The organism is Rhizobium sp. L43, assembly GCF_002531725.1.
In the GTDB taxonomy this organism is placed as follows: Bacteria; Pseudomonadota; Alphaproteobacteria; order Rhizobiales; family Rhizobiaceae; genus Rhizobium.
This window is the reverse complement of sequence record NZ_NWSQ01000014.1, coordinates 1-26349: the sequence shown is the minus strand read 5'-3', so window position 1 is coordinate 26349 and position 26349 is coordinate 1. Positions and strand designations below refer to the sequence as shown.

Genomic DNA, 26349 nt, shown 5'->3' with positions numbered 1-26349 from the left:
AATATCAGGCATATGCAAATCCCTCCAGTGCCACGCGTCTTTTCAGCCCTGCAGAGGATGACGTGATAGGCGACGGATCGCGTCGGTTCCGCACTTTATAATGCAATGCAGCATGATATAAAGACGGTATTGGGGAGGAGGATTGAATGCTGGATAACAGACCACTTTGGGTGCCCTCGGAAGAGGCCGTTGCAAAAAGCCCGATCCATGCCTTCATGGAGCGCTGCAATGCCGACTTCGGGCTTTCGCTTTCGGGCTTTGAGGATCTGCATGCCTGGTCAGTGACCGAGCGGCAGAGTTTCTGGTCGGCTGTCTGGGATTTCTGCGGCGTGAAGGGAGAGCGCGGCGCAGAGGTGCTCGTCGACGGCGACCGCATGCTGGAGGCCCGCTTCTTTCCCGATGCGACGCTGAACTTCGCCGAAAACCTGCTGCCCCGCCGCGGCGAGGGCGACGCCATCATCTTCCGCGGCGAAGACAAGGCTGAGGATCGCTGGTCGTGGGATCGGCTGCGCGCGCTGGTCTCGAAGCTGCAGCAGGCCTTCGCAGCACGCGGCATCGGCAAGGGCGACCGCATCGCCGCCATGATGCCGAACATGCCGGAGACCGTTGCCGCCATGCTCGCCGCCGCCTCTATCGGCGCCATATGGTCGTCCTGCTCCCCCGATTTCGGCGAGCAGGGTGTGCTCGACCGCTTCGGCCAGATCGGCCCCAAGCTCTTCATCGCCTGCGATGCCTATTGGTATTCCGGCAAGCTGCAGGATGTCGGCGCCAAGGTCGCCACGGTTGCCAAAAGCCTGGATGTGCCGACGATCATCGTCCACTATGCCGGCGATGCCGAAGCGGTGGCGGCCAAGACATCAGGAGCTTCGACGCTGGAGGCCTCTATTGCGCCCTATGAGGCAAAAGAGGTCGCGTTCACGCCGCTTGGCTTTGCGCACCCGCTCTACATCCTCTTTTCCTCAGGCACGACGGGCGTGCCGAAATGCATCGTGCATTCGGCCGGCGGCACGCTGCTGCAGCACCTCAAGGAGCAGCGGCTGCATTGCGGCCTGCAGGCGGGCGAGAAGCTGTTCTACTTCACCACCTGCGGCTGGATGATGTGGAACTGGCTGGTCAGCGGCCTTGCCAGCGGCGCCACGCTCTGCCTGTTCGACGGCTCGCCCTTCGCACCCGATGGCAACGTGCTCTTCGACTATGCCGAGGCCGAAAAATTCGCGATCTTCGGCACCTCGGCGAAATATATCGATGCCGTGCGCAAAAGCGGGCTGACGCCGCGCGCAAGCCATGATCTCTCCAGCCTCCGGCTGATGACCTCCACCGGTTCGCCGTTGTCGCCCGAGGGATTCACCTTCGTCTACGAGGGCATCAAGCCGGATGTGCAACTCGCCTCGATTTCGGGCGGCACCGATATCGTCTCCTGCTTCGTGCTCGGCAATCCGCTGCAGCCGGTCTGGCGCGGCGAGATCCAGGGGGCCGGCCTCGGCCTTGCGGTCGACGTCTGGAACGATGACGGCAAGCCGGTCCGTGGCGAGAAGGGTGAACTCGTCTGCACCAAGGCCTTCCCCTCGATGCCGGTGATGTTCTGGAACGATCCCGATGGCGCCAAATATCGCGCCGCCTATTTCGAGCGGTTCGACAATGTCTGGTGCCACGGCGATTTCGCCGAATGGACGGAGCATGGCGGCCTTGTTATCCACGGCCGCTCGGATGCGACGCTCAATCCCGGCGGCGTGCGCATCGGCACGGCCGAGATCTACAATCAGGTGGAGCAGATGGAGGAGGTGGCCGAGGCGCTGTGCATCGGCCAGGAGTGGGACGACGACGTGCGCGTCATCCTCTTCGTCCGCCTGGCCCCCGGCGTGACGCTGACCGAGGATCTCGTCAAGGCGATCAAGACGCGGGTGCGCACCGGCGCCTCGCCGCGGCACGTGCCGGCAAAGATCATCGCGGTCGCCGATATTCCCCGTACCAAATCCGGCAAGATCGTCGAGCTTGCCGTGCGCGAGGTCGTTCACAACAGGCCGGTGAAGAACCAGGAGGCGCTCGCCAATCCCGAGGCGCTGCGGCTCTTCGCCGGCTTGAACGAATTGAAGGATTGACGGAACTCGTAAACCACAAACTTTCACCCTCTATCAATCTCTTGTGATGGAAACCTTTCGTTAAGAAAGCTTTGCCAAAGGTGAAGCTAACCTTGGGGCCGCACTGAACGAGGCGGCGTAGGGCCTTCGGGCTTACAACATGACGTTGATCGACTGAGCTCTTGTTGAACAGCACCAGATTCAAAGGCGGCCTCGTGGCTGCCTTTTCTTTATGGCGACCGCTTTGCTTTTACGCTGATCAGCCGGCCAGCACCCGCTGCGACGGGAAGGTGATTTCGACGAGCGTGCCCTCGTTCGGCGCCGAATTGATCGAGAACACCGCCCGGTTGGCATCGACCATCGCCTTGGTCAGCGGCAGGCCGAGCCCGGTGCCGTCGCCGCGATGGCGTGATTGGGTCGAGGAGACCTGCCGGAACGGCTTCATCGCCTGGTCGAGTTCGCTGCGCGTCATGCCGATGCCGGTGTCGCGGACCCTGAGCACAACACTGCCATTCGTCTCATAGGAGGTGGAAACGACGATCTGTCCGCCGGATGGGGTGAAACGGATGGCGTTCGACAGGATGTTGAGAGCGATCTGCTTGATCGAGCGCAGATCCGCCACGACCTCCGGCACCGCATGCGACAGCGCCGTGCGGATGATGACGCGCTGGCCGTTCGCCTGCGGCTGGACCAGCGCCACGGCCTCGGAGACCGCCTCGTTGAGGCCGACGGCGGCAAAGTCGAGGTCCATCTCGCCCGCTTCGATCTTCGAAATGTCGAGCAGATCGTTGACGATATCGAGGACGTGCCGGCCGGAACGGCCGATATCGTTGGCGTATTCGATGTAACGGGGATGGCCGATCGGCCCGAAGCGCTCGCCGGCCATCATGTCGGAAAAGCCGATGATGGCGTTGAGCGGCGTGCGGATCTCATGGCTGACGCGGGCAAGGAAATCGGTCTTGTGGGCGTTGGCGGTTTCGGCCGCACCCTTGGCGTTGCGCAACTCGTCCTCGGTGCGCTTCCACTGGGTGATATCGCGGATGACAGCGCAGTAGCCGTTGGAAGAGGTGAGCTGGCCCATCGTCATGAACAGCGGCACGAAGCCGCCGGCGGCCTCGCGGCCGATCACTTCGCGTCCGTCGTTCAGCACGCTGGCCACGCCATGGCCGGAGAGGCCGTTCAGATAGTCGAGCACGGCCTTCTGGCTCTCATGGGCAAACAGCATGACGAAGGGTTTGCCGCGCGTCTCCTGCTCATCGTAATTGAAAAGCGCGCTGGCCGACCGGTTCATCGAGCGGATGTCGCCCTCCGTGCCGATGACGACGACGCCGTCGGTCGCCGTTTCCAGGATCGAGCGCAATTCCTCCACTTCGACCTGCAGCTTGGCGACCTTCTCGACCATCCGCTCGGGACGGGCTTCGAAACGACCCTCAAAACGGCCCTCGGAGCGACTTGTTTCGCTGCGGCTGTCATCCTTGCCTTCGACTGGCATCAGCGCCAGCATCAGCGCATTGGCGTCTTCCCAGCGCACCGATTGCAGCCGCGCGGTCACCGGCGCCAGCGTATCATCGGCCTTGACCAGCATCATGGTGCCGGCGCCGGCGGCCTTTTCCTCGAGTTCGCGGCGCTGCAGCAGGGCTTCGATGCCGCCCACCTCACGCAATGCGTCGAGCGTGGCATAGCCGGTCAGCCGCATGAATTCCGGATTGGCATGGATCAGCGCATCGCCGATATGGATCAGCACGGCGACAGGCAGCTGGTCGACCGTTCCCACCGAAAGCCCGTCGGTCATCTTGACGCGCGGCGGGATGAAGCTGGTGAGAACCTCGATCTGGCTGACCGTCTCCTCCAGCCCTTCCGTCGCCTCGTCTTCGGCGATACCAGACGGCTCTTCGGCCGTGACCTCGTCTTCGCGCTCGGCCTCGGCGGCATTCTCGAAGATCGCCTCCTGCGGCGCGATCTCCTCGGGCGAGGGCATATCAGCCGTGTCGGCGGGAGTTTCGGCCTCGACCTCTTCGGGGCTGGAAACCTCTTCGAAGCTGGCCATTTGCGCGACGGCGGGTTCCGCCGGCGCCGGGGCGGCAGGCTCTTCCTTGCTGGCGCCGAAGGCTTCCAGGCGCTTGGCAATCTCGCGGAAATTCGCCTGTTCGGCCGCCGTCAGTCCGGCGCTGGTATTGTGGAGCTGAACGATCTTGTCGGAGAAGCGGCGATTGGGCGTTTCGACAATGCGAAGCGCCGGCGGCTCGTCCGAAAGATCCGCTGACGGCCAGGCGGCAGGTGCTTCGTCGGTGCCGGCCGGCTGTTCTTCTGCGGCATTTTCCGGGGCCGATGTCTCGACAATCGCCTCTTCGGCAGTGATCTCTTCCGATCCGGTCTCTTTGATCTCTTCGGTCGCTAGGGTCTCCGGCTCGGCCGCCGTCAACACCTGGTCTTCGATGTCTTCAGCCGCGCTGGTTTCGGCCGAGACCTCTTGAGGTGCTGCTTCCGCTTCGTCTGCCAGTTCGGCGACCGGGCCGAGGCTTGCCGCATCATGGCCGACGCCATCAGGGCCGAGCGTCAGGCCGAGCGCCAGCGGGTCTTCCTGCGCATCGGAAAGCCGGACGACGCCGAAGCCGCGGAAACCGTCGAAGTCGCGGTTGCGGGTATAGGTCGGCAGGGCTGCCAGATCGACCGGAACGACGAGGCTGGTGCTTTCGACCGGCCAGAGGATCGTTTTGCCCGACCATGTGTCGCGGCGGGCGAGCGCCTCGGAAAGCTTGCCGTCGGGATCGAGATTGAAAAGGGCGGCGATATCGCTGAAGGCGGTGCCGATAATGTCGGATGCATGCGGACCGACGGCCTCGGCAAATTCGTGGCTGACCTCGGTGAACCGGCCCTCGGCGTCGATCTTCCAGACGAAGCGCGTGGCGCGGCTGTTCGGCCTGAAGACGAAGCCGGGCTCAGCCGCAAGCGCAGGGGGCGCTTCGGAGACGAAAGTCGGGGCGAGGGCGGGTTCGTCGTGAACCGCTTCCGGGGCCTCTTCGACAGGCGTTTCGCTGGCCTCGACGAACGGTTCCGTTTCCACCGCCTCGGTGAGGGAGGCAAGGTCGTCCTCGATGATCGCGGCAGGCTCATCGGCCCCATCCGTGTTGCTGTCGATCACGCTGCCGTCATTCTCCAGCTCGGCATGTCCGGCGAGACCAGCCTCGTCGACTGCCGCGTCTGTGGATGCCGCTGCCGTTTCGGCCGGCCGTTCGCTTTCGCCGGTGATGTCCTCGAGCGTCTCTTCGACCTCTTCGATCCCCGAGACCGCGTCGATAATCTCGGTGAAGCCGGTGGCGACCGCAGGCTCGTCCTGAAGCAGTTCGGCGGGCGGCACGCTTTCTTCCTGCGCAGCCGCATCGATCGAATCGAGCGCGGGTGCATCGATCGGGTCGAGATCGCCGATCGCGGCCTCCACGGCAAAGAGCAGATGGAGCGCCGGCTCGTCACTGAGCTTGCCGACGGCGGCCGGAAGATTGCCTCTGCTGGTGGCGACGGGACGCTTCACCAGCCGGTCGGGATGGGCGCCGGCAAGATTGATCAGGGTCTTTGCCGTCTGCTCGGATATCCCCAGCGAGGCAAAGCCCGGCGAAGCGGCGATGACCTCGCCATTGGCGCCGATGACAGCCATATGCGTATCGGGATCATCAAGCCCTTGCAGCATCTGCGCCGCCGAGGCGCCGGCCGCCAGCGGTTTTGCCGAGACCGGCACCGAAAACAGGATGGCCTTTTCGCCTGAGGAGAGCCGGATCAGTTCGGCCGCCGCCTGCACCTGCGCCCGCTGAAAGCCCTTGGCGACGCGGATTATCAGGCTTCTGTTGTCACCAATATCGGCAAGCTGGCGCGCCGCCGTTTCCAGCTGGCGGAAGGTGATGTCGGTCCGGTCGACGCCCTGATCGAGCAGATCATAGACCGCCGAATGGCCGAAAAGCTCCGCGCCCGCACCGTTCGCCCAAAGCAGGCGGGTCAGGTCTGATGAAAACAGCACCATCGCCTCGCCACGTGAAAAGCGTTCCCGCACCCGTGCATGCACGGCGATATCGATGAACGGATATTGGACTGCGGGCATGATGGAACCTTGTCGCTGTCGGCCTTCTTAAATTAACGGCTTATTAATAACTGCGAGGCGCATGCGGGTCCAGAAGAGCAGGGTGTTTTCGGCCGGCAAGGTTAACGTCTTGTGCGTCGCACAATAATTGTTGCAATGCACAATGAAATGCCTTATATGAGCATCATCCAACTAACAACAGGCAGCGACTGCCTCAGCCCAAAGGATGCGACCCATGGCTACCATAAAGACCGATGACGTTTTTTCAATCGCTTCTTTCGACCCGTCCAAGTTCGCGGAATCCTTCCGTGATTTCGCCGAAAAGGGCGCTCAGCAGTCGAAGGAAGCCTATGCCAAGCTGAAGACCGCTGGCGAGGAAGCCGGCAAGACGCTCGAAGCCACCGTTCAGACGGCTCAGTCCGGCACCGTTGAGATCGGCCTGAAGGCGATCGACATCCTGCGCGTCAATTCCGAGAACTCGCTGTCGCACTTCGAAGCCCTGCTCGGCGTCAAGTCCGCCGCCGAATTCTTCGAACTGCAGACCTCTTTCATCCGCAAGCAGGCCGAGCTCACCGTCGAGCAGGCGAAGTCGATCCAGGAAACCACCAAGCAGGTCGCCGAAAAGCTGGCAAAGCCCTCCAAGGACGCCGCCGAAAAGGCCCTGGCTTCCTTCAAGGTCGCCTGATCGGTCTTTTACCGATCACAGACAAAAGGCTGGACCTCGCGTCCAGCCTTTTTGTATATTGACGAGGAATGGGGCTTGAATTCGTCGCCAAGTCCTCGTATGTGACCCCCGTCGCGCCAAGCGTGACTTATGCGGTTGTAGCTCAGTTGGTTAGAGCGCAGGTTTGTGGCACCTGAGGTCGGAGGTTCGAGACCCCCCAACCGTACCATCTCCCCCACGATCAGAATGAAAACCCGGTTCCCGCCGTTTCGATGGAACCCATGTCGTTTCGCGCCGTTCTCCAAGTTAACGGGAGAATACGCATGTCGAAAACCCTTCTCTACGGTGCGACCAAGATTGATGAGACCAACAGCGCTTATGCGCCGGTCGAAAGCCTCGCCGCGTTCCAGTGGAAGAACCGCGTTTTCGTCGTTTTTGCCGACAGGGACAATTCTCGCGCTGCCCGGCAGGAGAACCAGCTGCTGGCCGATCGTTCGGCCCTCGACGAGCGTGACGTGGTGGTGCTGAAGATTTCCGGTGCCGGCGTTCGGCCGCTCTTCGGTGCCGCCGACGGCCTCGACGGCGAGGCGATCCGCCGCGATCTCGAGGCGTTGGAGATCGGCGAATTCGCAGCCTTCCTTGTCGGCAAGGACGGCACCGTCAAGCTCAAGGCCAGCGAGCCGATCACCGATGGCGAGCTTTTCGCCATCATCGACAGCATGCCGATGCGCGCTGCCGAATCGTTGAAGCCGGACAAATAGCCCCGGTCGAACGTCGCGTTTATTCCAACATCATGAAAAGGGAGGCGGCCATGTCCGTGCCCAACGAACCCATTCACGATCAGCCGCCGTTGCCGGCACCCGGCTGGAAGCCGGTGCCGCCGATCACGGAGCCGGAGCCGGACAGGCTTCCTGACGAAGCGCCGGTTCCGAACCCGGATGAGAACGACGAGCCGGCCAAGCACGTTTCCTAAAGAAAAATCTGCCGTTCGGCGCTGACGAGTTCCTGCAGGAAATCGGCAACGCTCCTGACACGCACGAGGTCGCGCGCAGTTTCGTGATAGGTCGTCCAGTAGGCGCGCCGGATCGAAATATCGGGCAGGATGCGCTGGAGTTCCGGATACTGCCGGGCGATATAATCGTGCAGGATGCCGATGCCGGCGCCGGATCGGACCGCCTCCGTCTGTCCGATTGCCGTCGAAATCTCGAAACTCGCATCCCAACTGCGCATCACCTCGCCGGAGAAATTCAGCGAGGCGGTGAAGATCAGGTCTTCGACATAGCCGATGCGCGGATGCGCCTTCAGCGCCTCGATATCGCCGGGCGTGCCTCGCGAAGCGAGATAATCGCGTGAGGCATAGAGGCCGAGCGTATAGTCGGTGAGCTTGGAGGAGACGAGCCGGCCCTGTTCGGGGCGCTCCAGCGTGATGGCGATATCGGCCTCGCGCTGCGACAGCGAGAAGGAGCGCGGCACAGGGACGAGCTGGATCTTCAGCTCCGGATGGCGCTCGATCAGTCTGCCCATGCGCGGCGCCAGAAAGGAAACGCCGAACCCATCGGGCGCACCGACGCGCACGGTCCCGGCAATTGCCGTATCGGTGTGGCCGAGGCTCGCCTGTACTGCGAGCATTTCGGTTTCCATCCGCTCAGCGGATGCCAGGAACACTTCACCTTCGGCCGTCAGCTCGCAGCCATTTGTGCGGCGGATGAAAAGCCGTGTCTTCAGCGCCTCTTCCAGCGACGTCAGCCGGCGCGAGAGCGTGGCGTGATTGAGCCCCAGCCGCTTCGATGCGGCGAGAATCTGCCCGGTACGGGCGACGGCGAGGAAAATCCGAACATCGTCCCAGTTCATGGCTTGGCACGCATGGCGATCGGATCGACCTCGATAAGCGCCAGCGATGTCACCATGCCCGCCGTCTGGTTCTTGTATTTGAGGAAATGCGGCGTCCGCAGATGGGCCTCATATGCCTCCTGGTCGGCGTAGACCTCAAGAATACGGATGCGGTTTGGGTGCGCCCGGATGGAAACGGCGCTGAGCGAAAGGACGCCCTCTTCCAGCGCCAGGGATGCCTCGATTTCTGCGGTCAGCAATGCGCGATAGGTTTCCAGCGTGTCCGGATCGATCTCCAGCTCCGCCATTCTGACGACGGGTTTCCGGCTCATCGGATTGACCTCCCCAGGGTTTTGCTTGTCGGCGTTTGACTTGTCGGCGAGCCGTGCCAAGTTTGGAAGCAGCAGCGCTTGATGCAATGATAGGACTATAATCTGCGCACAACAGTTCCTTATATCAGCGCATTGATTTGTGCAAATTGAAGTGCGATTGTAGGCCATCCAAAAACAGGAGGAGCATCCCATGCGTGAGATCGGTCATTTCATCGGCGGCAAGCATGTTGCCGGCACCAGCGGCCGCGTGAGCAACGTCTACAATCCGGCGACCGGCGAAGTGCAGGCGGCGGTCGCGCTTGCAAGCGTCGAGGAACTGCGCGCCGCAGTCGAAAACGCCAAGGCCGCGCAGCCGAAATGGGCTGCCACCAATCCGCAGCGCCGCGCCCGCGTCTTCTTCAAGTTCGTCGAGCTGCTGAACAAGCACATGGACGAACTTGCCGAGTTGATTTCTAAGGAACACGGCAAGACGATCGAGGATGCCAAGGGCGACGTCATCCGCGGCCTCGAAGTCTGCGAATTCGTTTGCGGCATCCCGCATCTCGCCAAGGGCGAATTCACCGAGGGCGCAGGCCCGGCGATCGACATGTATTCGATCCGCCAGCCGGTCGGCATCGGCGCCGGCATTACGCCCTTCAACTTTCCCGGCATGATCCCGATGTGGATGTTTGCGCCGGCGATCGCCTGCGGCAACGCCTTCATCCTGAAGCCCTCCGAGCGTGATCCCTCCCTGCCGATCCGTCTCGGCGAGTTGATGATCGAGGCAGGCCTGCCTGCCGGCATTCTCAACGTCGTCAACGGCGACAAGGGCGCGGTCGACGCGATCCTCACCGATCCCGATATCGGCGCCGTCTCCTTCGTCGGCTCGACGCCGATCGCCCGCTACGTCTATGGCACGGCGGCGATGAACGGCAAGCGCGCCCAGTGCTTCGGCGGCGCCAAGAACCACATGATCATCATGCCGGATGCCGATATGGACCAGGCCGTCAACGCGCTGATGGGCGCAGGCTACGGTTCGGCCGGCGAGCGCTGCATGGCGATCTCGGTTGCCGTTCCGGTCGGCGAAGAGACCGCCAACCGTCTCGTCGAGAAGCTGACGCCGAAGATCGAATCGCTGCGCATCGGCCCCTACACCGACGACAAGGCCGATATGGGCCCGCTCGTCACCAAGGATGCCTATAACCGCGTCCGCGGCCTGATCGACCGCGGCATCGAGGAAGGTGCCAAGCTCGTCGTCGACGGCCGCGATTTCAAGCTCCAGGGCTATGAAGACGGCTATTTCGTCGGCGGCTGCCTGTTCGACCACGTCACGCCCGAGATGGACATCTACAAGACCGAGATCTTCGGACCCGTCCTCTCCGTCGTTCGCGCCAACAACTATGAGGAAGCGCTGTCGATGCCGATGAAGCACGAATACGGCAACGGCGTTGCGATCTACACCCGCGACGGCGATGCCGCCCGCGATTTCGCCTCGCGCATCAATATCGGTATGATCGGCATCAACGTTCCGATCCCGGTTCCGCTCGCCTACCACTCCTTCGGTGGCTGGAAGGCCTCGAGCTTCGGCGACCTCAACCAGCACGGCACGGATTCGATCAAGTTCTGGACGAAGACCAAGACCGTCACCGCCCGCTGGCCCTCGGGCATCAAGAGCGGCGCCGAATTCGTCATGCCGACGATGAAGTGATCTGCGCGATTGATCGATCTACAATCTGCAATTCGGGGGCCTTTCGGCCCCCGTTTTATTTGATCTCCTGCAACCAAGGGCACCGCACCGGCATGCTTTCACTATCCCTGCCCGCCCGAGCGCGGGCAGGTCATTATGGATTGCAACCAGAAGATCCTGAGGCGGGATTGACGTCGCGGCAAATGGCCTCATAAGCTGAATGCGAATTTCATATTTTGGAATTGTTCAAAACTACCAAACCGCCTATATAGGTCTGAACAGGCACGAGTCAGGAGAATGGCATGCGGTTGACGAAGCAGACCAACTATGCGGTTCGCATGTTGATGTATTGTGCTGCCAACGACGGGCACCTGAGCCGGATTCCGGAAATCGCCAGGGCCTACGGCGTTTCCGAACTCTTTCTTTTCAAGATCCTCCAGCCGCTCAACAAGGCGGGTCTGGTCGAGACCGTGCGCGGCCGCAATGGCGGCGTGCGCCTGGGCAAGCCGGCGGCCGACATCACCCTCTTCGATGTCGTTCGGGTGACGGAAGACAGTTTCGCCATGGCCGAATGCTTCGAGGATGACGGCATGGTCGAATGCCCGCTGGTCGATAGCTGCGGTCTGAATTCGGCGCTGCGCAAGGCGCTCAACGCCTTCTTCGCCGTGCTGTCGGAATATTCCATAGACGATCTCGTCAAGGCGCGTCCGCAGATCAATTTCCTTCTCGGAATCACTGGCGAGCAGCCCTATCGCAAACCCGCGATCGTTGCACCGGCCGCCTGAATCCAGAGAGCAGGACAGAGTTTATGAAACCGCGATTGCCCCGGCAATCGCGGTTTTTATTTTGCCGCGTTGCGCCGGCTCGACAAGAGGAAATACCGCAAGCGTGGCGGGTGGGTCTGATCGATCGCCACACGTTTAGGAGGCGCAATTATCCAAAATACGACGAAATCCCGGTCATTTTTATCCGAAAATGTCCAAATGAGGCCGATTTTTGACTGAAAATTTCTAAAATTGTCCAACTGGAAAAATTTTCTCCGTAGACCGTTGCTTTCAGTAGATAAATGTCGTTCCATCGACCGTCGATCGGGATGTCTATCTCAGGTCTCCAAACATCAAAAAAGAACAACCGGGAAACAATATTATGAAAAAGATCTCTGTCATGCTGGCAGCGACGGCCCTGATTTCGGTCATGGCGACGTCGGCCTGGTCCAAGACCCTTGTTTATTGCTCCGAGGGTTCGCCGGAAGGCTTCGACCCGAGCCTCTACACGGCAGGCACGACCTTCGACGCCTCGTCGCGCACGGTCTATAGCCGCCTCGTCGAATTCAAGCATGGCGGCACCGAGATCGAGCCCGGCCTCGCCGATAGCTGGAGCGTTTCGGCCGACGGCACGGAATACACCTTCAAGCTTCATCCGGGCGTCAAGTATCAGACGACCGACTTCTTCACGCCGACGCGCGATTTCAACGCCGACGACGTCGTGTTCTCCTTCGAGCGCCAGCTGAAGTCCGACAATCCGTGGAACAAATATGTCGAGGGCGGTTCCTACGAATACGCCGCCGGCATGGGCTTCCCGGAGCTGATCAAGTCGGTCGAGAAGGTCGATGACCTCACCGTCAAGTTCACGCTCAACCATCCCGAAGCGCCGTTCCTCGCCGACCTCGCCATGGACTTCGCCTCGATCGTCTCCAAGGAATATGCCGACAAGCTTGCCGCCGACGGCAAGATGGCGCAGCTGAACCAGCAGCCGCTCGGCACCGGCCCCTTCACCTTCGTCGCCTACCAGCCGGATGCCGTCATCCGCTACAAGGCCAACGAAACCTATTTCAAGGGCAAGGAAAAGATCGACGATCTGGTTTTCGCCATCACCTCTGATGCCGCCGTCCGCGCCCAGAAGCTGAAGGCCGGCGAATGCCACCTGATCCCCTATCCGAATGCAGCCGATGTGCCGGAACTGAAGAAGGATGAAAATCTGACGGTGATGGAACAGGCCGGCCTCAATGTCGGCTTCCTCGCCTACAACACCCAGATGGCCCCGTTCGACAAGCCGGACGTTCGCCGCGCGCTGAACATGGCGATCAACAAGCAGGCGATCATCGACGCCGTCTTCCAGGGTGCGGCCGCCGTTGCCAAGAACCCGATCCCGCCGACGATGTGGTCGTATAACGACGCCGTTCAGGACGACAAGTACGATCCGGATGCCGCCAAGAAGGCGCTCGCCGATGCCGGCGTCAAGGATCTCAGCATGAAGGTCTGGGCGATGCCGGTGTCGCGCCCCTATATGCTAAACGCCCGCCGCGCCGCCGAACTGATCCAGGCCGATTTCGCCAAGGTCGGCGTCAAGGTCGAGATCGTCACCCATGAATGGGCCGAATATCTGAAGCTTTCCTCCGACGTGAAGCGCGACGGCGCCGTCATCCTCGGCTGGACCGGCGACAATGGCGACCCCGATAACTTCATGGATACGCTGCTCGGCTGCGATGCCGTCGGCGGCAACAACCGCGCCCAGTGGTGCAACAAGGAATATGACGCGCTGATGACCAAGGCCAAGCTGACCGCCGATGTCGGCGAGCGCACCAAGGCCTACGAGCAGGCCCAGCTGATCTTCAAGAAGGAAGCTCCCTGGGCGACGCTCGACCACTCGCTCGTCTTCGTGCCGATGAGCAAGAAGGTCTCGGGCTTTTTCATGGACCCGCTCGGCATTCACCGTTTCGACGGCGTCGACGTATCCGAGTAACAAGAATAATGTAAGAATGCCCGGCAGAGCTGGGCGCAGCCGGCGGTCAGGGTCTCCTGACCGCCGGAAACTATTGGACATCTGCCATGTTGCGTTTTTTCATCGGCCGCTTCGCGGTGCTGATCCCGACATTCCTCGGCGTTTCCCTCATTGCCTTCTCGTTCATCCGCATGCTTCCCGGCGATCCCGTCATGCTTCTGTCGGGTGAACGTGTCATGGCGCCGGAACGGCACGCCCAGATCATGCACGATCTCGGTTTCGACCGGCCCATGTATGTGCAGTATTTCGATTATCTCGGAAAAGTGCTGCACGGCGATCTCGGCACCTCGATCGTCACCAAGCGGCCTGTTCTCGGCGAATTCCTGACGTTGTTTCCGGCAACGCTGGAGCTTTCATTCTGTGCCATAGTCCTCGCCGTCTGTCTTGGCGTGCCCGCCGGCGTCTTTGCGGCCGTCAAGCGAGGCACGTGGTTCGACCAAAGCGTGATGGGCGTGGCACTCATCGGTTATTCCATGCCGATTTTTTGGTGGGGGCTGCTGCTCATCATCTTCTTCTCCGGCTATCTCGGCTGGACGCCCGTTTCCGGCCGCATCTCGCTGATGTATTTCTTCAAGCCGGTCACCGGCTTCATGCTGGTCGACAGCCTGCTGTCCGGCCAGAAGGGGGCTTTCGCCTCCGCCGTCAGCTACCTCATCCTGCCGACCATCGTGCTGGCGACCATCCCGCTTGCCGTCATTGCGCGTCAGACGCGCTCGGCGATGCTCGAGGTTCTGGGTGAGGATTATGTCCGCACGGCGCGCTCGAAGGGCCTGAAGCCGCTGCGTGTCGTCGGCGTGCATGCACTGCGCAATGCGATGATCCCCGTCATCACCACGATCGGCCTGCAGATCGGCGTCCTTCTTGCCGGCGCCATCCTCACGGAGACGATCTTCTCCTGGCCGGGCATCGGCAAATGGATGGTCGATTCGGTCTTCAAGCGCGATTACGCCGTGGTCCAGGGCGGTCTTCTCCTGATCGCCGGCGTCATCATGATGGTCAATCTGATTGTTGATGTTCTCTACGGCTTCATCAATCCGCGCATTCGTCACTAGGAGCGGTCCATGAGCACGGTCACCGTCAAAACCGGCCAGCCATCCGCTCTTGCGGAATTCTGGCATTATTTCTCCCGCAACAAGGGCGCCGTCATCGGCCTCGTGATCTTCATCGTCATCCTGGTCGTTGCAGTCTTCGCGCCGCTCTTTGCGCCGCATGAACCGAACGAGCAGAACCGTGCGGTGCTGCTCGCCGTACCGGCCTGGATGGAGGGCGGCAGCGCTTCCTTCCCGCTCGGAACGGATGCCGTCGGCCGCGATATCCTCTCGCGGCTGATCTATGGCGCGCGTTTCTCACTGTTCATCGGCGTCGTCGTCGTCACGCTTTCGGTCATCTCAGGCGTGCTGATCGGCCTCGTCGCCGGATATTTCCGCGGCAAGGTCGATACGGCGATCATGCGCCTGATGGATATCATCCTGGCTTTCCCGTCGCTGTTGCTTGCTCTCGTGCTGGTGGCGGTGCTCGGGCCTGGCCTTACCAATGCGATGATCGCGATTTCGCTGGTCAACCAGCCGCATTTCGTGCGGCTGACGCGTGCTTCGGTCATATCGGAGCGCGAGAAGGAATATGTGATCGCTTCGCGTGTCGCCGGTGCCGGAACGCTGCGCCTGATGTTCAAGACGATTTTGCCGAACTGTCTTGGGCCGCTGATCGTCCAGGCGACGCTCGCCTTCTCGGCGGCGATCCTCGATGCCGCCGCCCTCGGCTTCCTCGGCATGGGCGCCCAGCCGCCGACACCCGAATGGGGCACGATGCTCGCCGAATCCCGTGAGTTCATCTCGCGCGCCTGGTGGGTCGTAACATTCCCGGGTCTAGCCATCCTCATCACCGTTCTCGCCATCAACCTGATGGGTGACGGCCTGCGCGATGCGCTCGACCCCAAGCTGAAGAGGTCGTGATGCCACTTCTCGAAATCGAAAATCTGACCGTCGAATTCCAAACGTCATCCGGTCTGTTCCGCGCCGTCGACGGCGTATCGCTTACCTGCGACAAGGGCGAGATCCTGTCGGTCGTCGGTGAATCCGGCTCGGGCAAATCCGTCGCCATGCTGGCCCTGATGGGGCTTCTGCCCTGGACGGCAAAAATCACCGCTGATCGCCTGCAGTTCGACGGCCAGGATCTGCGCGGCATCTCCGCCCGCCAGCGCCGCAGGATCGTCGGCAAGGACATGGCGATGATCTTCCAGGAGCCGATGTCGAGCCTCAATCCGTGCTTCACGGTCGGCTTCCAACTCGGCGAGACACTACGCTTCCATATGGGCCTCAACCGGAAGGAGCGTCGCGAACGTTCGATCGAGCTTCTGAACCTCGTCGGCATTCCGGCGCCGGAAGACCGCCTGTCGAACTTCCCGCATCAGATGTCCGGCGGCATGAGCCAGCGCGTCATGATCGCCATGGCGCTCGCCTGCAATCCGAAGCTTCTGATCGCCGACGAGCCGACGACAGCGCTCGACGTGACCATCCAGGCGCAGATCCTCGATCTGCTCGTGCGCCTGCAGAAGGAGCACGGCATGGCGCTGGTGCTGATCACCCACGACATGGGTGTCGTTGCTGAAACCGCCGAGCGTGTGCAGGTGCAATATGCCGGCCAGAAGGTCGAGGAGCAGCCGGTGAGGGCGCTGTTTCGCGATCCGCACCACCCCTATACCGCAGCCCTGCTCGCCGCCTTGCCGGAGCGCGCCCAGGTCGGCCACCGCCTGCCCTCGATCGCCGGTGTCGTGCCCGGCCAGCATGGCCGCCCGACGGGCTGTCTTTTCGCGCCGCGCTGCGGCTACGCCACGGTCGAATGCGATCGCGGCGTCGTCCGCCAGGGGCCGGAACTCGGGCTGGCGCTGTGCAACTATCCTTTGAAGGATGGCAAGCCGCTCGGGCATCCAGGCGTCATGGCCACTGAAACCGCAGGAGACCTGGTATGACCGGCGCTGTTCTCGAGGGCAGGGATCTCGCCCGCTTCTACACCGTCAACCGCGGTCTCTTCAAAGCCGATGCCACGGTCAAGGCGCTGAACGGTGTCAGCTTCAGCCTCCATTCCGGCAAGACGCTGGCAGTCGTCGGCGAATCCGGCTGCGGCAAGTCGACGCTCGCCCGCCTGGTGACGATGATCGAGGATCCGACGGCCGGCGAATTGCTGATCGATGGCAAGCCTGCGCGCGTCGGCGACCGCAGCCTGCGCAGCCAGGTGCAGATCGTCTTCCAGAATCCCTACGGCTCGCTCAATCCGCGCCAGAAGGTCGGCGCGATCCTCGAAGAGCCGCTGAAGATCAACACCGATCTCGATGCTGCCGCCCGCCGCCGCAAGGTGGAGGAGATGATGGCCCGCGTCGGCCTGCGTCCGGAGCATCACGGCCGCTATCCCCATATGTTCTCAGGCGGTCAGCGCCAGCGCATCGCCATTGCCCGCGCTTTGATGCTGCGGCCGAAGGTGCTGGTGCTGGACGAACCGGTTTCGGCCCTCGACCTGTCGATCCAGGCGCAGGTGCTGAACCTCCTGATGGACCTGCAGAAGGAGATGGGGCTTGCCTATCTCTTCATCTCGCACGGCCTCTCCGTCGTTCATCACATCGCCGACGAGGTGATGGTGATGTATCTCGGCCGCCCGATCGAAACCGGTCCCGCCGCCGAGGTCTTCGCCCGGCCGCGCCACCCCTATACGGCAGCGCTGCTGTCGGCCACACCGATCGCCGATCCCGAGCGCGAGAAGAACCGCATCCGCCTGCAGGGCGAACTGCCGTCGCCATTGAAGCCGCCGTCCGGCTGCCACTTCAATCCCCGCTGCTGGAAGGCGCAGGACCATTGTCGTCAGGTTTCTCCCGAATTAAGGGGAGAAGGTGCACAACAATATGCCTGTCATTTCCCGCTCGATTGAGCGGGAGATATGGCGTGGGAGGAAACATGCAGGATGAGCGGATGAACAAACCCCATGCGATCATCGTCATGGGGGTCAGCGGCTGCGGCAAATCCTCGGTCGGCGAAAGGCTCGCCGAGGCCCTGCACTTGGCCTTCGTCGAAGGTGATGCCCTTCACCCGGCCGCCAATGTCGAGAAGATGTCGAAGGGCATTCCACTGACCGATGAGGATCGGATGCCCTGGCTCGACCGCATCGGCGAAGACATCAAGGCCTCGCTGGAGAAGAGCAAGGGCATCATCATTTCCTGCTCGGCGCTGAAGCGGCTCTATCGCGACAGGCTGCGAGCTGCTGCCGGTGGCAATCTGTTCTTCGTCTATCTCGAAGGTTCCAGGGCGCTGCTGATGAAGCGGATGGGCGAGCGCAAGGGACATTTCATGCCGGTGTCGCTGCTCGACAGCCAGCTGGCGACGCTTGAGGTGCCCACAGGTGAGCCGGGCGTCGTCACCGTCGATATCGACGACACGATCGAAGGCATCGCGGCAACGGCGCTCAAGAGCCTTGCAGCGCTCGGCATCACGGGTTGAAACGCCGCGGCGAATAGGCCGCAATATCGATGAACGGCGTCTCGCCGGTGATGAGTTCGGCAAGCGCGCGGCCGGTCACCGGCCCGAGCGTCAGCCCGTGATGGGCATGGCCGAAGGCAAACCACAGGCCCTGATGGCGCGGCGCCTTGCCGATAACAGGCATCATGTCGGGGGTGCAGGGGCGCGCGCCCATCCAGGGTTCGGGATCGAGCCGCTTGCCAAGCGGGAAGATGGTGCGCGCCACGGCTTCGGCCCGGTCGAGCTGGACCGGCGTCTTCGGCGCGTTAAGCGATGCAAACTCCGCCCCTGTCGTCAACCGGATGCCGCGGTTCATCGGTGCAAGGAGATAGCCGCGTTCGGCATCGAGCATCCAGTTGTTGAGCACCGCATTGCCCTCGGCGGCATAATGCATGTGATAGCCGCGCTTGACACCAAGCGGAAAGGAATAGCCGAGCCGGCGTGTTGCGGCGGCGGCCCAGGGGCCGAGCGCTATCACCGTATCCTCGGCTTCGAGCGGACCTTCCCCGGTCATGATCTTCCAGCCGGAGCCGAACGGACCGAGCGAGGCGGCATCACCGGTGACGAAGCGGCCGCCGAGGCTTTCGAAATAGCGGCGATAGGCCGATGTCAGCGCATGCGGGTCGAGCACCGACCAGGGGTCGCGCCAGCGGATGCCGCCGGCGAAATCGCCGGTAAGATCAGGTTCCATGCCGGCGATATCGGCCGGAGCCAGGCTGTCGTAACCGACCCCGAATTCACTCTGCCAAAGTGTTGCCTCCGCCAGAGCCGCGTCGTGCTTGGCCTGCGTGCGGAAAAGCTTGATCCAGCCGTCCTTGCGGATCAGCGCTTCAGCCTGCGACGCCTCGATCAGGTCCTTGTGTTCAGCAATCGAATGTTCGATCAGCGGCGCATAGGTCCGGGTGATGATCGCGTGACGGCGCGTATTGGAGTTCCACCAGTAGCGGGCGAGAAAGGCGATCTGGCTCGGCAGCGTGCTGAGGTGATAATGCGCGTCGATGCGGTTATTCAAAGCATAACGCAGCAAAAGCCCGAGCTGCTGCGGAAAGCCGTAAGGTGCCACACCTTCCCGCTGGATCAGCCCGGCATTGCCGAAGGAGGTTTCGTTGCCCGGATCCTTGCGGTCGATCAGCGTCACCTGCCGGCCGCGCCGCTGGAGATGGATGGCGGTGGAAACCCCGACGATGCCGGCGCCGAGCACGATTGCGTTCTTCGTCATTCCCCTGCATTCCACTTTGTGATCGGCGTGAAAATGCCCGTGCCGATACCGCCGCGCAAACGAAAAATCGCATTCATTTCAAAATCATTGCGCTTTTCAGTGCGGCATTTTCGGCCTTTACCCTGATGAGGAGGATGCAGGCGTTGAGCAGTGAAAAGACGATCGCGTAAAACGGCAGGCCGAAGGCGAGAGGAAGGACGGCGATCTCGCCGACGACGATCGCGTAATTCGGATGGCGGAGGAGGCGATAAGGCCCGGATCTGACGAGCGGCGCGCCGGGCAGGATGATGATGCGTGTCGTCCAGCGGCCTTTCAGGGTCGCGAGCACCCAGAGCCGCAGGACCTGCAGCCCGATGAACACGACAAACCAGAAGAGCTCGACCGGCCTGCCCGGCGCCAGCAGCCAGAGGCCGATGACCCAGCCCGCATGCAGCGCCACCATGGCGGGATAGTGCTCCGGCGCGATCTCCCTGGCGCCCCGGGCGAAAAGGGCTGCGGTGTTGCGCCGGGCGAGCACGAGTTCGCCCAGCCGCTGCAGCGTCACGAATGTCAGAAGCGCAACCGACGGCCACATCATGCGAGCCTCCTGAGCGTCACGCAGCTGGCCGAAAAGCCCGGCCCCATGGCGATCATCGCCGCGCGCTCCGGCAATCCGGCGCGGATTGCCCGCGCCAGCACGAACAGGATGGTCGGCGAGGACATATTGCCATATTCTGCAAGCACGGCGCGTTCGTGATCGAGCGAGCCCGGCGCCAGCGACAGCGCGCTCTCCATCGCGGCCAGCACCTTGGTGCCGCCGGGATGGCAGATGAAGCGGTCGATATCCTCGCGCCTCAGCCCGTTGCGCACCAGAATGGCCGCCACTGCCGGCCCGAGCTCACGTTCGGCAAAGGGCGGCAGTGACTGCGCCAGCACGATGCCGAAGCCGCCGTCATCGATCTTCCAACCCATGATATCGAGCGTGTCGGGAAACAGATGCTCGCCCGTTGATTCCACTTCCGCCAGCCCGGCCTCGCCTGATCGCAGCACGCAGGCGGCAGCGCCGTCGCCGAAAAGCGCCGTCGCGATGATGTTCGGCCGCGTCAGCTCGTCCAGCCGGAAGGCGAGCGTACAAAGCTCGATCGAGACGAACAGCACAACAGTGCCCGGCCGGCCTTGCGCCAGCCGCGCGGCGATCGCAAAACCCGACACGCCGGCGGCGCAGCCGAGCCCGAACACCGGCACGCGCTCGATATCGGCCCTGAAACCCATCTTGCGGGCCATCTGTGCATCGAGGCTCGGTGTCGTAAAGCCGGTGGACGAGACTGTCACGACACAGTCGACGTCGCCGGCCTCAAGCCCTGCCTGACGAAGGGCCGAACTGGCCGCTTCGACGAAAAGCGAGCCCGCCACCTCCGCATAGGCCTGCATTCGATCCTGCCAGCCATGCGGCTCGTCGAACCAGGCAAGCGGCCGCGCCGCGTGGCGCTTTTCGATGCCGGCACTGTCGAAGACGCGGGCAAGATGGCGGAAATCCTCGAAACGGTCGGCAAACAGCCGGGCCGAGGCTTCGACCGCCTGTTTCTGAAAAATGATATGTTCGGGTGCGGCGACGGCGAGGCTGACGAGTTTCACGGTATCGGTCACAGAATTCTCCTTGCGTTCCCGGCGGAACGAAAAACACGCGGTGCCGATGATTTATTCGACCTCGTCGGCTTCACGAAGCCGTGATGGAGAAAATGGAGACGCCGGCGAATAAAGCCAGATGCAGCGGTGTTCTCTCCTCGCAACGTCACTTCCAGAGGAGTTTCCCCATGACGACCATGACAGTCCGCATCGCTTCCATCCTTCTCGGCGGCTGCCTTGCCGCTTCCGTTCTCTCCGGCCCGGTCTTTGCGATCGGCGATGACAGCAGCACGACACCCACCTGCAAGAAGGGCGAGATCTACGACCAGAAGACCAAGAAATGCGTCAAGCAGCAGAGCGCCAACGTCTCCGATGAGAACCGTGCCGACTACGCCTATTCGCTGGCCAAGGCCGGCCGTTATGAGGAGGCCCTTGCCATGCTCGATACGGTCAAGGATCAGAACACGGCCGAGGTGCTGAACTATCGCGGTTATGCCACCCGCAAGCTCGGCCGCACCGACGAAGGCATTTCCTATTACCTCAAATCGGTGAAGATGGACCCGCAATATGCCAAGGTCCGCGAATATCTCGGCGAAGCCTATGTCATCAAGGGCCGGCTCGATCTCGCCAAGGATCAGTTGAAGTCAATCAAGGCGATCTGCGGCACTGACTGCGAGGAATATCAGGACCTGAACGCCGCAATCCTCGACCCGTCGAAGATCTGATCGGTCGCCACGGGCGGGAAGCGGAAGCACGAAAGGGATGCAAGAATGTCGGTCGCGCGCACCCACTTTCCTGCCTATAGTCGCGCAAGAGTGGAATCGCCGGTTCGTCAGGCGGTTCCGAAGGATGTTGGATCGTCGGAGGCGGCCATCGCGAGCGCAGCGGATATCAGGAGCGGCCTGACGGAAAATCTGGCCAGGCTCTGGCGTTATGGTCTCGTTCTCTCGCATCAGCGCGATGTCGCCGACGACCTGGTGCAGGCAACCTGCCTTCGCGCACTGGAGCGCGCCGATCAGTTCATCCCCGGTACCCGGCTCGACCGCTGGCTGTTTTCGATCCTGCATTCGATTTGGCTGAACGAGATCCGCTCCCGCCGGGTGCGCCAGGGCCAGGGTTTCGTCGATGCCGGGGAGACGCTGACCTTCGATGGCGCCCACGACACCGAAACGCATGTGATGGCGAACCAGGTGCTGAGACAGGTGAATGCGCTGCCCGAGGCGCAGCGGACGGTGGTTTTCCTCGCCTATGTGGAAGGACTTTCCTATCGCGAGGTTGCAGGCATACTGGATATCCCGATCGGAACCGTGATGAGCCGGCTGGCGGCTGCTCGCGCCAGGCTCGCCGGCGCCGGATCGGAAGGGGGACGGCAATGAACACCAAACACACCATTCCCTCCGACGAGGACCTCACCGCCTTCATCGACGGCGAACTGACGGCCGAAGAGGCTGCGCGCATCGAGGCCATGGTGAACGAAGACGAGAGCACCGCCGAACGGCTGGAAGTCCTGGCGCGCGCCAGCCTGCCGTTCAAGCAGGCCTTCGCCCCGCTGCTGTCTGAAGCCCCGCGCGAGAAGCTGGAGACGATGCTTGCCGCCATCCCGACGCAGCCGAGCGCAAGACCCGCCTCCACGCCCGCATTCGCCAGCCGTCGCCGCTTCCTCGGCGCGCTCGCCGCTTCGCTGGTCGCAGGCATCGCCATCGACCGCGCCGTCATCGGCATCGGCAGGGGCTTGTCGGCAAAGGACGAAAACAGCGAATGGCGCGCCGTGGTCGCCGACTATATCTCGCTCTATACCCCGGAAACGCTCGCCGGCCCCGCCCCCAGCAGGGAGGATCAGGCCGCCCAGCTCGCGGGCCTCGACGAAAAACTCGGCCTGTCACTCTCCCCCGAAGCCGTCTCGCTGCCGGGCATCGATTTCAAACGCGCCCTGCTGCTGCAATATGATGGCAAACCGCTCGCCCAGATCGCCTATCTCGACCCCGAAACCGGTCCGATGGCGCTCTGCATCGTCAAGTCTGACAAAGGGCCGAAGGCGCCGGACCTCGAAAGTCGCAAGGGCATGAATGTCGTCTATTGGTCGAACGCGACGCACGCCTTCATGCTGATCGGCCGCATCCCGGTAGACCGGGTGCAGGAATTGGCGGAGAACGCCCGGAGCAGGCTTTCAAGCTGACCAGCTCAGCGGGACTTCAGCTTCGTCGGTTTTTCTTGGGGAGCGCGTTTGAGCGCGAAATTGACGCTTTGAACAAGGACATCGGCTTCATCACGGTCGGACAGGGTGCTGTCGTCAAGCTCGAAGCCTTCCCTTCACTCGCTACGGAACGTCACAGCCCACGTCACCAAGATTGCGGCAGATGCGATCCTCGAACCCGACGCGGCACGTCGTGAGGGCGAGCCCGCGGCACGACAGGCGAGACAATGTTCGGCGGCGCCGAAACAATGCGGACTCTCGCTTTCCCGATATCACCGAGCCTGAGACTTATTAAATTTCAGCAGATGACTGTAACGTCAAGTTAAGTGCGGGCATGGCAGCAATTGCGGAAGTGCGAACGGGTGAGCGCAGAATGCTGGAATATGTCTTCTAGCCTTGGATAGAGGTTGCGGAGAAAGCGCTTCATGAGCGTTAGTTACTAAGGTCAAAAACTTTCCTGAAGGGAAATAAAGCTTTTAGTTGAATTTTCCCCCAATTTGCGGCAGAGGGAAACTGGCATTAGGCGCGGCTGAATGGATGCGCAAACGGGGATTTTATGACGGACCTTAATACTTGGCCGACGTACGTCAGCTCGACTGGGGATCAGAAGGTAGACGGGCTCTTGGGCGACTTTGCCTGGAGTGGAATGATAACCTATGCGTTTCCCACGAGCTCGTCATCGTATACCTATGGTGACGAAAAATACCATTCTTTCTCTTCAATTTCGTCCCAGCAGCAGTCCCTCGCCTTGTACTTTATGGAGCAATCCTACGGGAGTGCGGCAAATGACGGCTTTTCCGTCGAGGGGTTCACGAACGCCAACTTTGAGGCCGGAAGCGCGAACACCGCAACGGTGCGGTTCGCTCAATCGTCTTTGCCTGACACGGCATGGGCCTATTTACCAGCTAGCGGCGGGCCGGGTGGTGATGTCTGGTTCGGGACGGGATATGCTGGCACCGAGAATGATCTTCGCTTTCCGAGGTTCGGCAACTATGCAGGCCATACCTTGGCGCACGAGCTGGGTCACGCTCTCGGACTGAAACATGCTCACGAAGGGGGGATAGTCGTTCCGCGAGCCTACGACTCGCTCGAATATACGATCATGACCTACCACACGTATGTCGGAGACGATTTGAGTGGGTACAAGTATGAGCATGATGGCGCGCCACAAACCTTCATGATGCTCGACATCGCCGCCCTGCAGGAAATGTATGGTGCGGACTACACGACGAACAGTGACAATACCGTCTACAAGTGGAATCCGAACCAAGGCATCACCTATGTCAACGGCGTTGCGGCCATCACGCCCGCTGCCAACAGGATCTTCGCAACAATCTGGGACGGCGGCGGTACCGACACCTATGATCTGAGTGCCTATACGACCGGCCTTAAAATCGACTTGCGAGCAGGGGGGTGCTCGGTCTTTTCCCAGAGCCAGTTGGCCGATCTGGGCGGAGGTCCGAACAATGGTTACGCCCGCGGCAACATTTTCAACGCCCTTCTTTATCACGGCAACGTCGCGTCGTTGATTGAGAACGTTCAGGCCGGCTCCGGCAACGATACGATTATCGGCAATGAGGCGGACAATACGCTCTGGGGCAATGCCGGAAATGATTCGCTTTCCGGCGGTTCCGGCAATGACACACTGATCGGCGGAACAGGCAACGACACCTATAATGTCGACAGTCTGGCCGACGTGGTGACTGAGGCGCTGAATGAAGGGACCGATCTGATCAGGACGGTGCTTTCTTCCTATGCCTTGACCATCAATGCCAATGTTGAAAACCTGACCTTCACCGGCACTGGCGCTTTTACCGGAACTGGAAGTAGCCTCGCCAACACGATCACCGGCGGCGCCGGCAACGACACGCTGGATGGCGGCGCCGGCAACGACACGCTGATCGGCGGTGCCGGCAACGATCTCTATGTGGTCGACGCTAGCTTCGATTTTGTCCTTGAGAGTGCGAACAAGGGGACGGACACAGTCCGGACGGCGCTTTCAAGCTATACGCTCAGCAATAATGTCGAGAATCTGATTTACACGGGATCCGCCAGCTTCACCGGCACAGGCAATGCGCTGGCCAACACGATCACCGGCGGCGCCGGCAATGATGTGCTGGACGGTGGGGCCGGTGCCGATAACCTGATCGGCGGGGCGGGCGACGACACCTATGTCGTCGACAATGCCGGCGACAGCGTTGCCGAGAACGCCGGCGCGGGAACCGACACGGTCCGCACGACACTGGCAAGCTATACGCTTGGCGCCAATATCGAGAACCTCACCAATATCGGAACGGCAGTCTTTACAGGGACAGGCAATAGCCTCGCCAACACGATCAAGGGCGCGGCAGGTGCCGACACCCTGGACGGAAAGGCCGGAGCAGACACACTGATCGGCGGAGCAGGCAACGACACCTATATTGTCGATCTGGCCGACGTGGTCACCGAAGGGGTGAATGCAGGCACCGATCTGATCAGGACGGTGCTTTCTTCCTATGCCTTGACCAATATTGCCAATGTCGAAAACCTGACCTTCACCGGCACCGGCGATTTTAGCGGGACTGGAAACAGCCTTGCCAACGTGATCACCGGCGGCGCCGGCAACGACACGCTTGACGGCGGCGCCGGCAATGACACGCTGATCGGCGGTGCTGGCAACGACCTCTATATCGTCGACAGTGCGAGCGACGTGATCAACGAAGCGGTCAGCGCCGGCACCGACGAAATCCGCACGGCGCTTGCAGCCTACTCGATCGCTGCATTGGTCAATGTCGAGAACCTGACCTACACGGGATCCGCCAACTTCAGCGGCACCGGCAATGCGCTCGCCAACATGATCACCGGCGGCGCCGGCAACGACACGCTGAACGGCGGGACAGGCGCCGATAGCTTGATCGGCGGTGCGGGCGATGACACCTACATCGTCGACAATGCCGGCGACATCGTCACCGAAGCCGCTGCCGCGGGAACCGACACGCTTCGCACGACATTGGCGAACTATGCGCTTGGCGCCGATATCGAGAACCTCACCTATATCGGAACGGGAACTTTTACGGGCACAGGCAATGCGTTGAACAACATCCTGACCGGGGGGGCAGGTGCCGACACCCTGGACGGAAAGGCCGGAGCAGACAGCTTGATCGGCGGAGCGGGCAACGACACCTATATTGTCGATGATCTGGCCGACGTGGTCACCGAAGGGCTGAATGCAGGCACCGATCTGATCAGGACGGTGCTTTCTTCCTATGCCTTGATCAATATTGCCAATGTCGAAAACCTGACCTTCACCGGCACCGGCGATTTTATCGGAACTGGAAACAGCCTCGCCAACGCGATCACCGGCGGCGCCGGCAACGACACGCTTGATGGCGGCGCCGGCAATGACACGCTGGTCGGCGGCATTGGCAAC

The 26349-nt window shown here is 61.7% G+C and carries 22 protein-coding genes and 1 tRNA gene; 17 read left to right on the top strand and 6 right to left on the bottom strand.

Features of this window, described 5'->3' with window-relative positions:
• The first annotated feature begins 146 nt into the window (after positions 1-146).
• Complete coding sequence (locus CO667_RS19115; RefSeq protein WP_097619858.1) at positions 147-2099, top strand: acetoacetate--CoA ligase; 1953 nt, start codon at positions 147-149, stop codon at positions 2097-2099.
• Positions 2100-2337: 238 nt separating this feature from the next.
• Here CO667_RS19115 and CO667_RS19110 read toward each other — a convergent pair whose 3' ends face one another.
• Complete coding sequence (locus CO667_RS19110) at positions 2338-6168, bottom strand: ATP-binding protein (RefSeq protein WP_097619857.1); 3831 nt, start codon at positions 6166-6168, stop codon at positions 2338-2340.
• Between the two features lie 214 nt (positions 6169-6382).
• Here CO667_RS19110 and CO667_RS19105 point away from each other — a divergent pair, with 214 nt between their 5' ends.
• The 4 genes from CO667_RS19105 to CO667_RS35450 all read left to right on the top strand — a co-directional run bounded on the left by CO667_RS19105 (position 6383) and on the right by CO667_RS35450 (position 7784).
• Entirely contained in the window at positions 6383-6832 is a 450-nt protein-coding gene (locus CO667_RS19105) for a phasin (protein WP_097619856.1), read from the top strand.
• A 131-nt stretch (positions 6833-6963) separates the two neighbouring features.
• A tRNA-His gene (locus tag CO667_RS19100) sits at positions 6964-7040 on the top strand.
• A gap of 94 nt (positions 7041-7134) precedes the next feature.
• Positions 7135-7572, top strand: a complete 438-nt coding sequence (locus tag CO667_RS19095; RefSeq protein WP_097619855.1) for a DUF4174 domain-containing protein — start codon at positions 7135-7137, stop codon at positions 7570-7572.
• Between the two features lie 50 nt (positions 7573-7622).
• On the top strand, positions 7623-7784 hold the full coding sequence (locus CO667_RS35450; RefSeq protein WP_097619854.1) for a hypothetical protein: 162 nt from the start codon (positions 7623-7625) through the stop codon (positions 7782-7784).
• Here CO667_RS35450 and CO667_RS19085 read toward each other — a convergent pair.
• Both CO667_RS19085 and CO667_RS19080 read right to left on the bottom strand, forming a co-directional pair.
• Positions 7781-8662 carry a LysR family transcriptional regulator gene (locus CO667_RS19085; RefSeq protein ID WP_097619853.1) on the bottom strand — a complete coding sequence of 294 codons (882 nt, stop codon included), beginning with the start codon at positions 8660-8662 and terminating at the stop codon, positions 7781-7783. The genes CO667_RS35450 and CO667_RS19085 overlap by 4 nt on opposite strands.
• Positions 8659-8973: a putative quinol monooxygenase gene (locus CO667_RS19080; RefSeq protein ID WP_097620003.1), complete on the bottom strand. Its 315-nt coding sequence runs from the start codon at positions 8971-8973 to the stop codon at positions 8659-8661. Before CO667_RS19080 ends, CO667_RS19085 begins: the two co-directional genes overlap by 4 nt.
• A gap of 190 nt (positions 8974-9163) precedes the next feature.
• Between CO667_RS19080 and CO667_RS19075 the strand changes: the two genes are divergently transcribed.
• The 8 genes from CO667_RS19075 to CO667_RS19040 all read left to right on the top strand — a co-directional run bounded on the left by CO667_RS19075 (position 9164) and on the right by CO667_RS19040 (position 17904).
• Positions 9164-10660: a CoA-acylating methylmalonate-semialdehyde dehydrogenase gene (locus tag CO667_RS19075; protein WP_097619852.1), complete on the top strand. Its 1497-nt coding sequence runs from the start codon at positions 9164-9166 to the stop codon at positions 10658-10660.
• A 281-nt stretch (positions 10661-10941) separates the two neighbouring features.
• Positions 10942-11424 carry an iron-responsive transcriptional regulator RirA gene (gene rirA, locus CO667_RS19070; protein ID WP_097619851.1) on the top strand — a complete coding sequence of 161 codons (483 nt, stop codon included), beginning with the start codon at positions 10942-10944 and terminating at the stop codon, positions 11422-11424.
• Between the two features lie 361 nt (positions 11425-11785).
• Positions 11786-13381 (top strand): ABC transporter substrate-binding protein, encoded by a 1596-nt coding sequence (locus tag CO667_RS19065; protein WP_097619850.1) that lies wholly within the window; start codon positions 11786-11788, stop codon positions 13379-13381.
• 86 nt (positions 13382-13467) lie between these two features.
• A complete protein-coding gene (locus CO667_RS19060; protein WP_097619849.1) occupies positions 13468-14472 on the top strand; it encodes an ABC transporter permease subunit in 1005 nt (334 codons plus the stop codon).
• A gap of 9 nt (positions 14473-14481) precedes the next feature.
• Positions 14482-15372 (top strand): ABC transporter permease subunit, encoded by an 891-nt coding sequence (locus CO667_RS19055; RefSeq protein WP_096764880.1) that lies wholly within the window; start codon positions 14482-14484, stop codon positions 15370-15372.
• Positions 15372-16388 carry an ABC transporter ATP-binding protein gene (locus CO667_RS19050; protein ID WP_097619848.1) on the top strand — a complete coding sequence of 339 codons (1017 nt, stop codon included), beginning with the start codon at positions 15372-15374 and terminating at the stop codon, positions 16386-16388. The genes CO667_RS19055 and CO667_RS19050 overlap by 1 nt, the downstream gene beginning before the upstream one ends.
• A complete protein-coding gene (locus CO667_RS19045) occupies positions 16385-17338 on the top strand; it encodes a peptide ABC transporter ATP-binding protein (protein ID WP_097619847.1) in 954 nt (317 codons plus the stop codon). Before CO667_RS19050 ends, CO667_RS19045 begins: the two co-directional genes overlap by 4 nt.
• Before the next feature lie 26 nt (positions 17339-17364).
• On the top strand, positions 17365-17904 hold the full coding sequence (locus CO667_RS19040) for a gluconokinase (protein ID WP_097619846.1): 540 nt from the start codon (positions 17365-17367) through the stop codon (positions 17902-17904).
• Here CO667_RS19040 and CO667_RS19035 read toward each other — a convergent pair.
• The 3 genes from CO667_RS19035 to CO667_RS19025 all read right to left on the bottom strand — a co-directional run bounded on the left by CO667_RS19035 (position 17894) and on the right by CO667_RS19025 (position 20767).
• Positions 17894-19141 carry an FAD-binding oxidoreductase gene (locus tag CO667_RS19035; RefSeq protein ID WP_097619845.1) on the bottom strand — a complete coding sequence of 416 codons (1248 nt, stop codon included), beginning with the start codon at positions 19139-19141 and terminating at the stop codon, positions 17894-17896. The two genes, CO667_RS19040 and CO667_RS19035, sit on opposite strands and share 11 nt — an antisense overlap.
• Positions 19142-19214: 73 nt before the next feature.
• A complete protein-coding gene (locus CO667_RS19030; RefSeq protein ID WP_097619844.1) occupies positions 19215-19718 on the bottom strand; it encodes an isoprenylcysteine carboxylmethyltransferase family protein in 504 nt (167 codons plus the stop codon).
• Complete coding sequence (locus CO667_RS19025; protein WP_097619843.1) at positions 19715-20767, bottom strand: type III polyketide synthase; 1053 nt, start codon at positions 20765-20767, stop codon at positions 19715-19717. The genes CO667_RS19030 and CO667_RS19025 overlap by 4 nt, the downstream gene beginning before the upstream one ends.
• A 167-nt stretch (positions 20768-20934) precedes the next feature.
• Between CO667_RS19025 and CO667_RS19020 the strand changes: the two genes are divergently transcribed.
• From CO667_RS19020 to CO667_RS19000, 4 genes are all read left to right on the top strand, one after another.
• Entirely contained in the window at positions 20935-21471 is a 537-nt protein-coding gene (locus CO667_RS19020) for a tetratricopeptide repeat protein (RefSeq protein WP_097619842.1), read from the top strand.
• Between the two features lie 45 nt (positions 21472-21516).
• On the top strand, positions 21517-22122 hold the full coding sequence (locus tag CO667_RS19015) for an RNA polymerase sigma factor (RefSeq protein WP_097619841.1): 606 nt from the start codon (positions 21517-21519) through the stop codon (positions 22120-22122).
• Positions 22119-22922 carry a Fis family transcriptional regulator gene (locus CO667_RS19010; protein WP_097619840.1) on the top strand — a complete coding sequence of 268 codons (804 nt, stop codon included), beginning with the start codon at positions 22119-22121 and terminating at the stop codon, positions 22920-22922. Before CO667_RS19015 ends, CO667_RS19010 begins: the two co-directional genes overlap by 4 nt.
• Positions 22923-23496: 574 nt before the next feature.
• On the top strand, positions 23497-26349 hold a 2853-nt coding region (locus CO667_RS19000; RefSeq protein WP_179874181.1), incomplete at its 3' end, for a M10 family metallopeptidase.

Coding starts and splice junctions, on each gene's coding strand:
- CO667_RS35450 (WP_097619854.1), top strand. CDS start 7,623: ATGTCCGTGCCCAACGAACCCATTCACGATCAGCCGCCGTTGCCGGCA.
- CO667_RS19080 (WP_097620003.1), bottom strand. CDS start 8,973: ATGAGCCGGAAACCCGTCGTCAGAATGGCGGAGCTGGAGATCGATCCG.
- CO667_RS19065 (WP_097619850.1), top strand. CDS start 11,786: ATGAAAAAGATCTCTGTCATGCTGGCAGCGACGGCCCTGATTTCGGTC.
- CO667_RS19030 (WP_097619844.1), bottom strand. CDS start 19,718: ATGATGTGGCCGTCGGTTGCGCTTCTGACATTCGTGACGCTGCAGCGG.
- rirA (WP_097619851.1), top strand. CDS start 10,942: ATGCGGTTGACGAAGCAGACCAACTATGCGGTTCGCATGTTGATGTAT.
- CO667_RS19075 (WP_097619852.1), top strand. CDS start 9,164: ATGCGTGAGATCGGTCATTTCATCGGCGGCAAGCATGTTGCCGGCACC.
- CO667_RS19055 (WP_096764880.1), top strand. CDS start 14,482: ATGAGCACGGTCACCGTCAAAACCGGCCAGCCATCCGCTCTTGCGGAA.
- CO667_RS19015 (WP_097619841.1), top strand. CDS start 21,517: ATGTCGGTCGCGCGCACCCACTTTCCTGCCTATAGTCGCGCAAGAGTG.
- CO667_RS19110 (WP_097619857.1), bottom strand. CDS start 6,168: ATGCCCGCAGTCCAATATCCGTTCATCGATATCGCCGTGCATGCACGG.
- CO667_RS19045 (WP_097619847.1), top strand. CDS start 16,385: ATGACCGGCGCTGTTCTCGAGGGCAGGGATCTCGCCCGCTTCTACACC.
- CO667_RS19105 (WP_097619856.1), top strand. CDS start 6,383: ATGGCTACCATAAAGACCGATGACGTTTTTTCAATCGCTTCTTTCGAC.
- CO667_RS19010 (WP_097619840.1), top strand. CDS start 22,119: ATGAACACCAAACACACCATTCCCTCCGACGAGGACCTCACCGCCTTC.
- CO667_RS19060 (WP_097619849.1), top strand. CDS start 13,468: ATGTTGCGTTTTTTCATCGGCCGCTTCGCGGTGCTGATCCCGACATTC.
- CO667_RS19095 (WP_097619855.1), top strand. CDS start 7,135: ATGTCGAAAACCCTTCTCTACGGTGCGACCAAGATTGATGAGACCAAC.
- CO667_RS19050 (WP_097619848.1), top strand. CDS start 15,372: ATGCCACTTCTCGAAATCGAAAATCTGACCGTCGAATTCCAAACGTCA.
- CO667_RS19040 (WP_097619846.1), top strand. CDS start 17,365: ATGCAGGATGAGCGGATGAACAAACCCCATGCGATCATCGTCATGGGG.
- CO667_RS19115 (WP_097619858.1), top strand. CDS start 147: ATGCTGGATAACAGACCACTTTGGGTGCCCTCGGAAGAGGCCGTTGCA.
- CO667_RS19035 (WP_097619845.1), bottom strand. CDS start 19,141: ATGACGAAGAACGCAATCGTGCTCGGCGCCGGCATCGTCGGGGTTTCC.
- CO667_RS19020 (WP_097619842.1), top strand. CDS start 20,935: ATGACGACCATGACAGTCCGCATCGCTTCCATCCTTCTCGGCGGCTGC.
- CO667_RS19085 (WP_097619853.1), bottom strand. CDS start 8,662: ATGAACTGGGACGATGTTCGGATTTTCCTCGCCGTCGCCCGTACCGGG.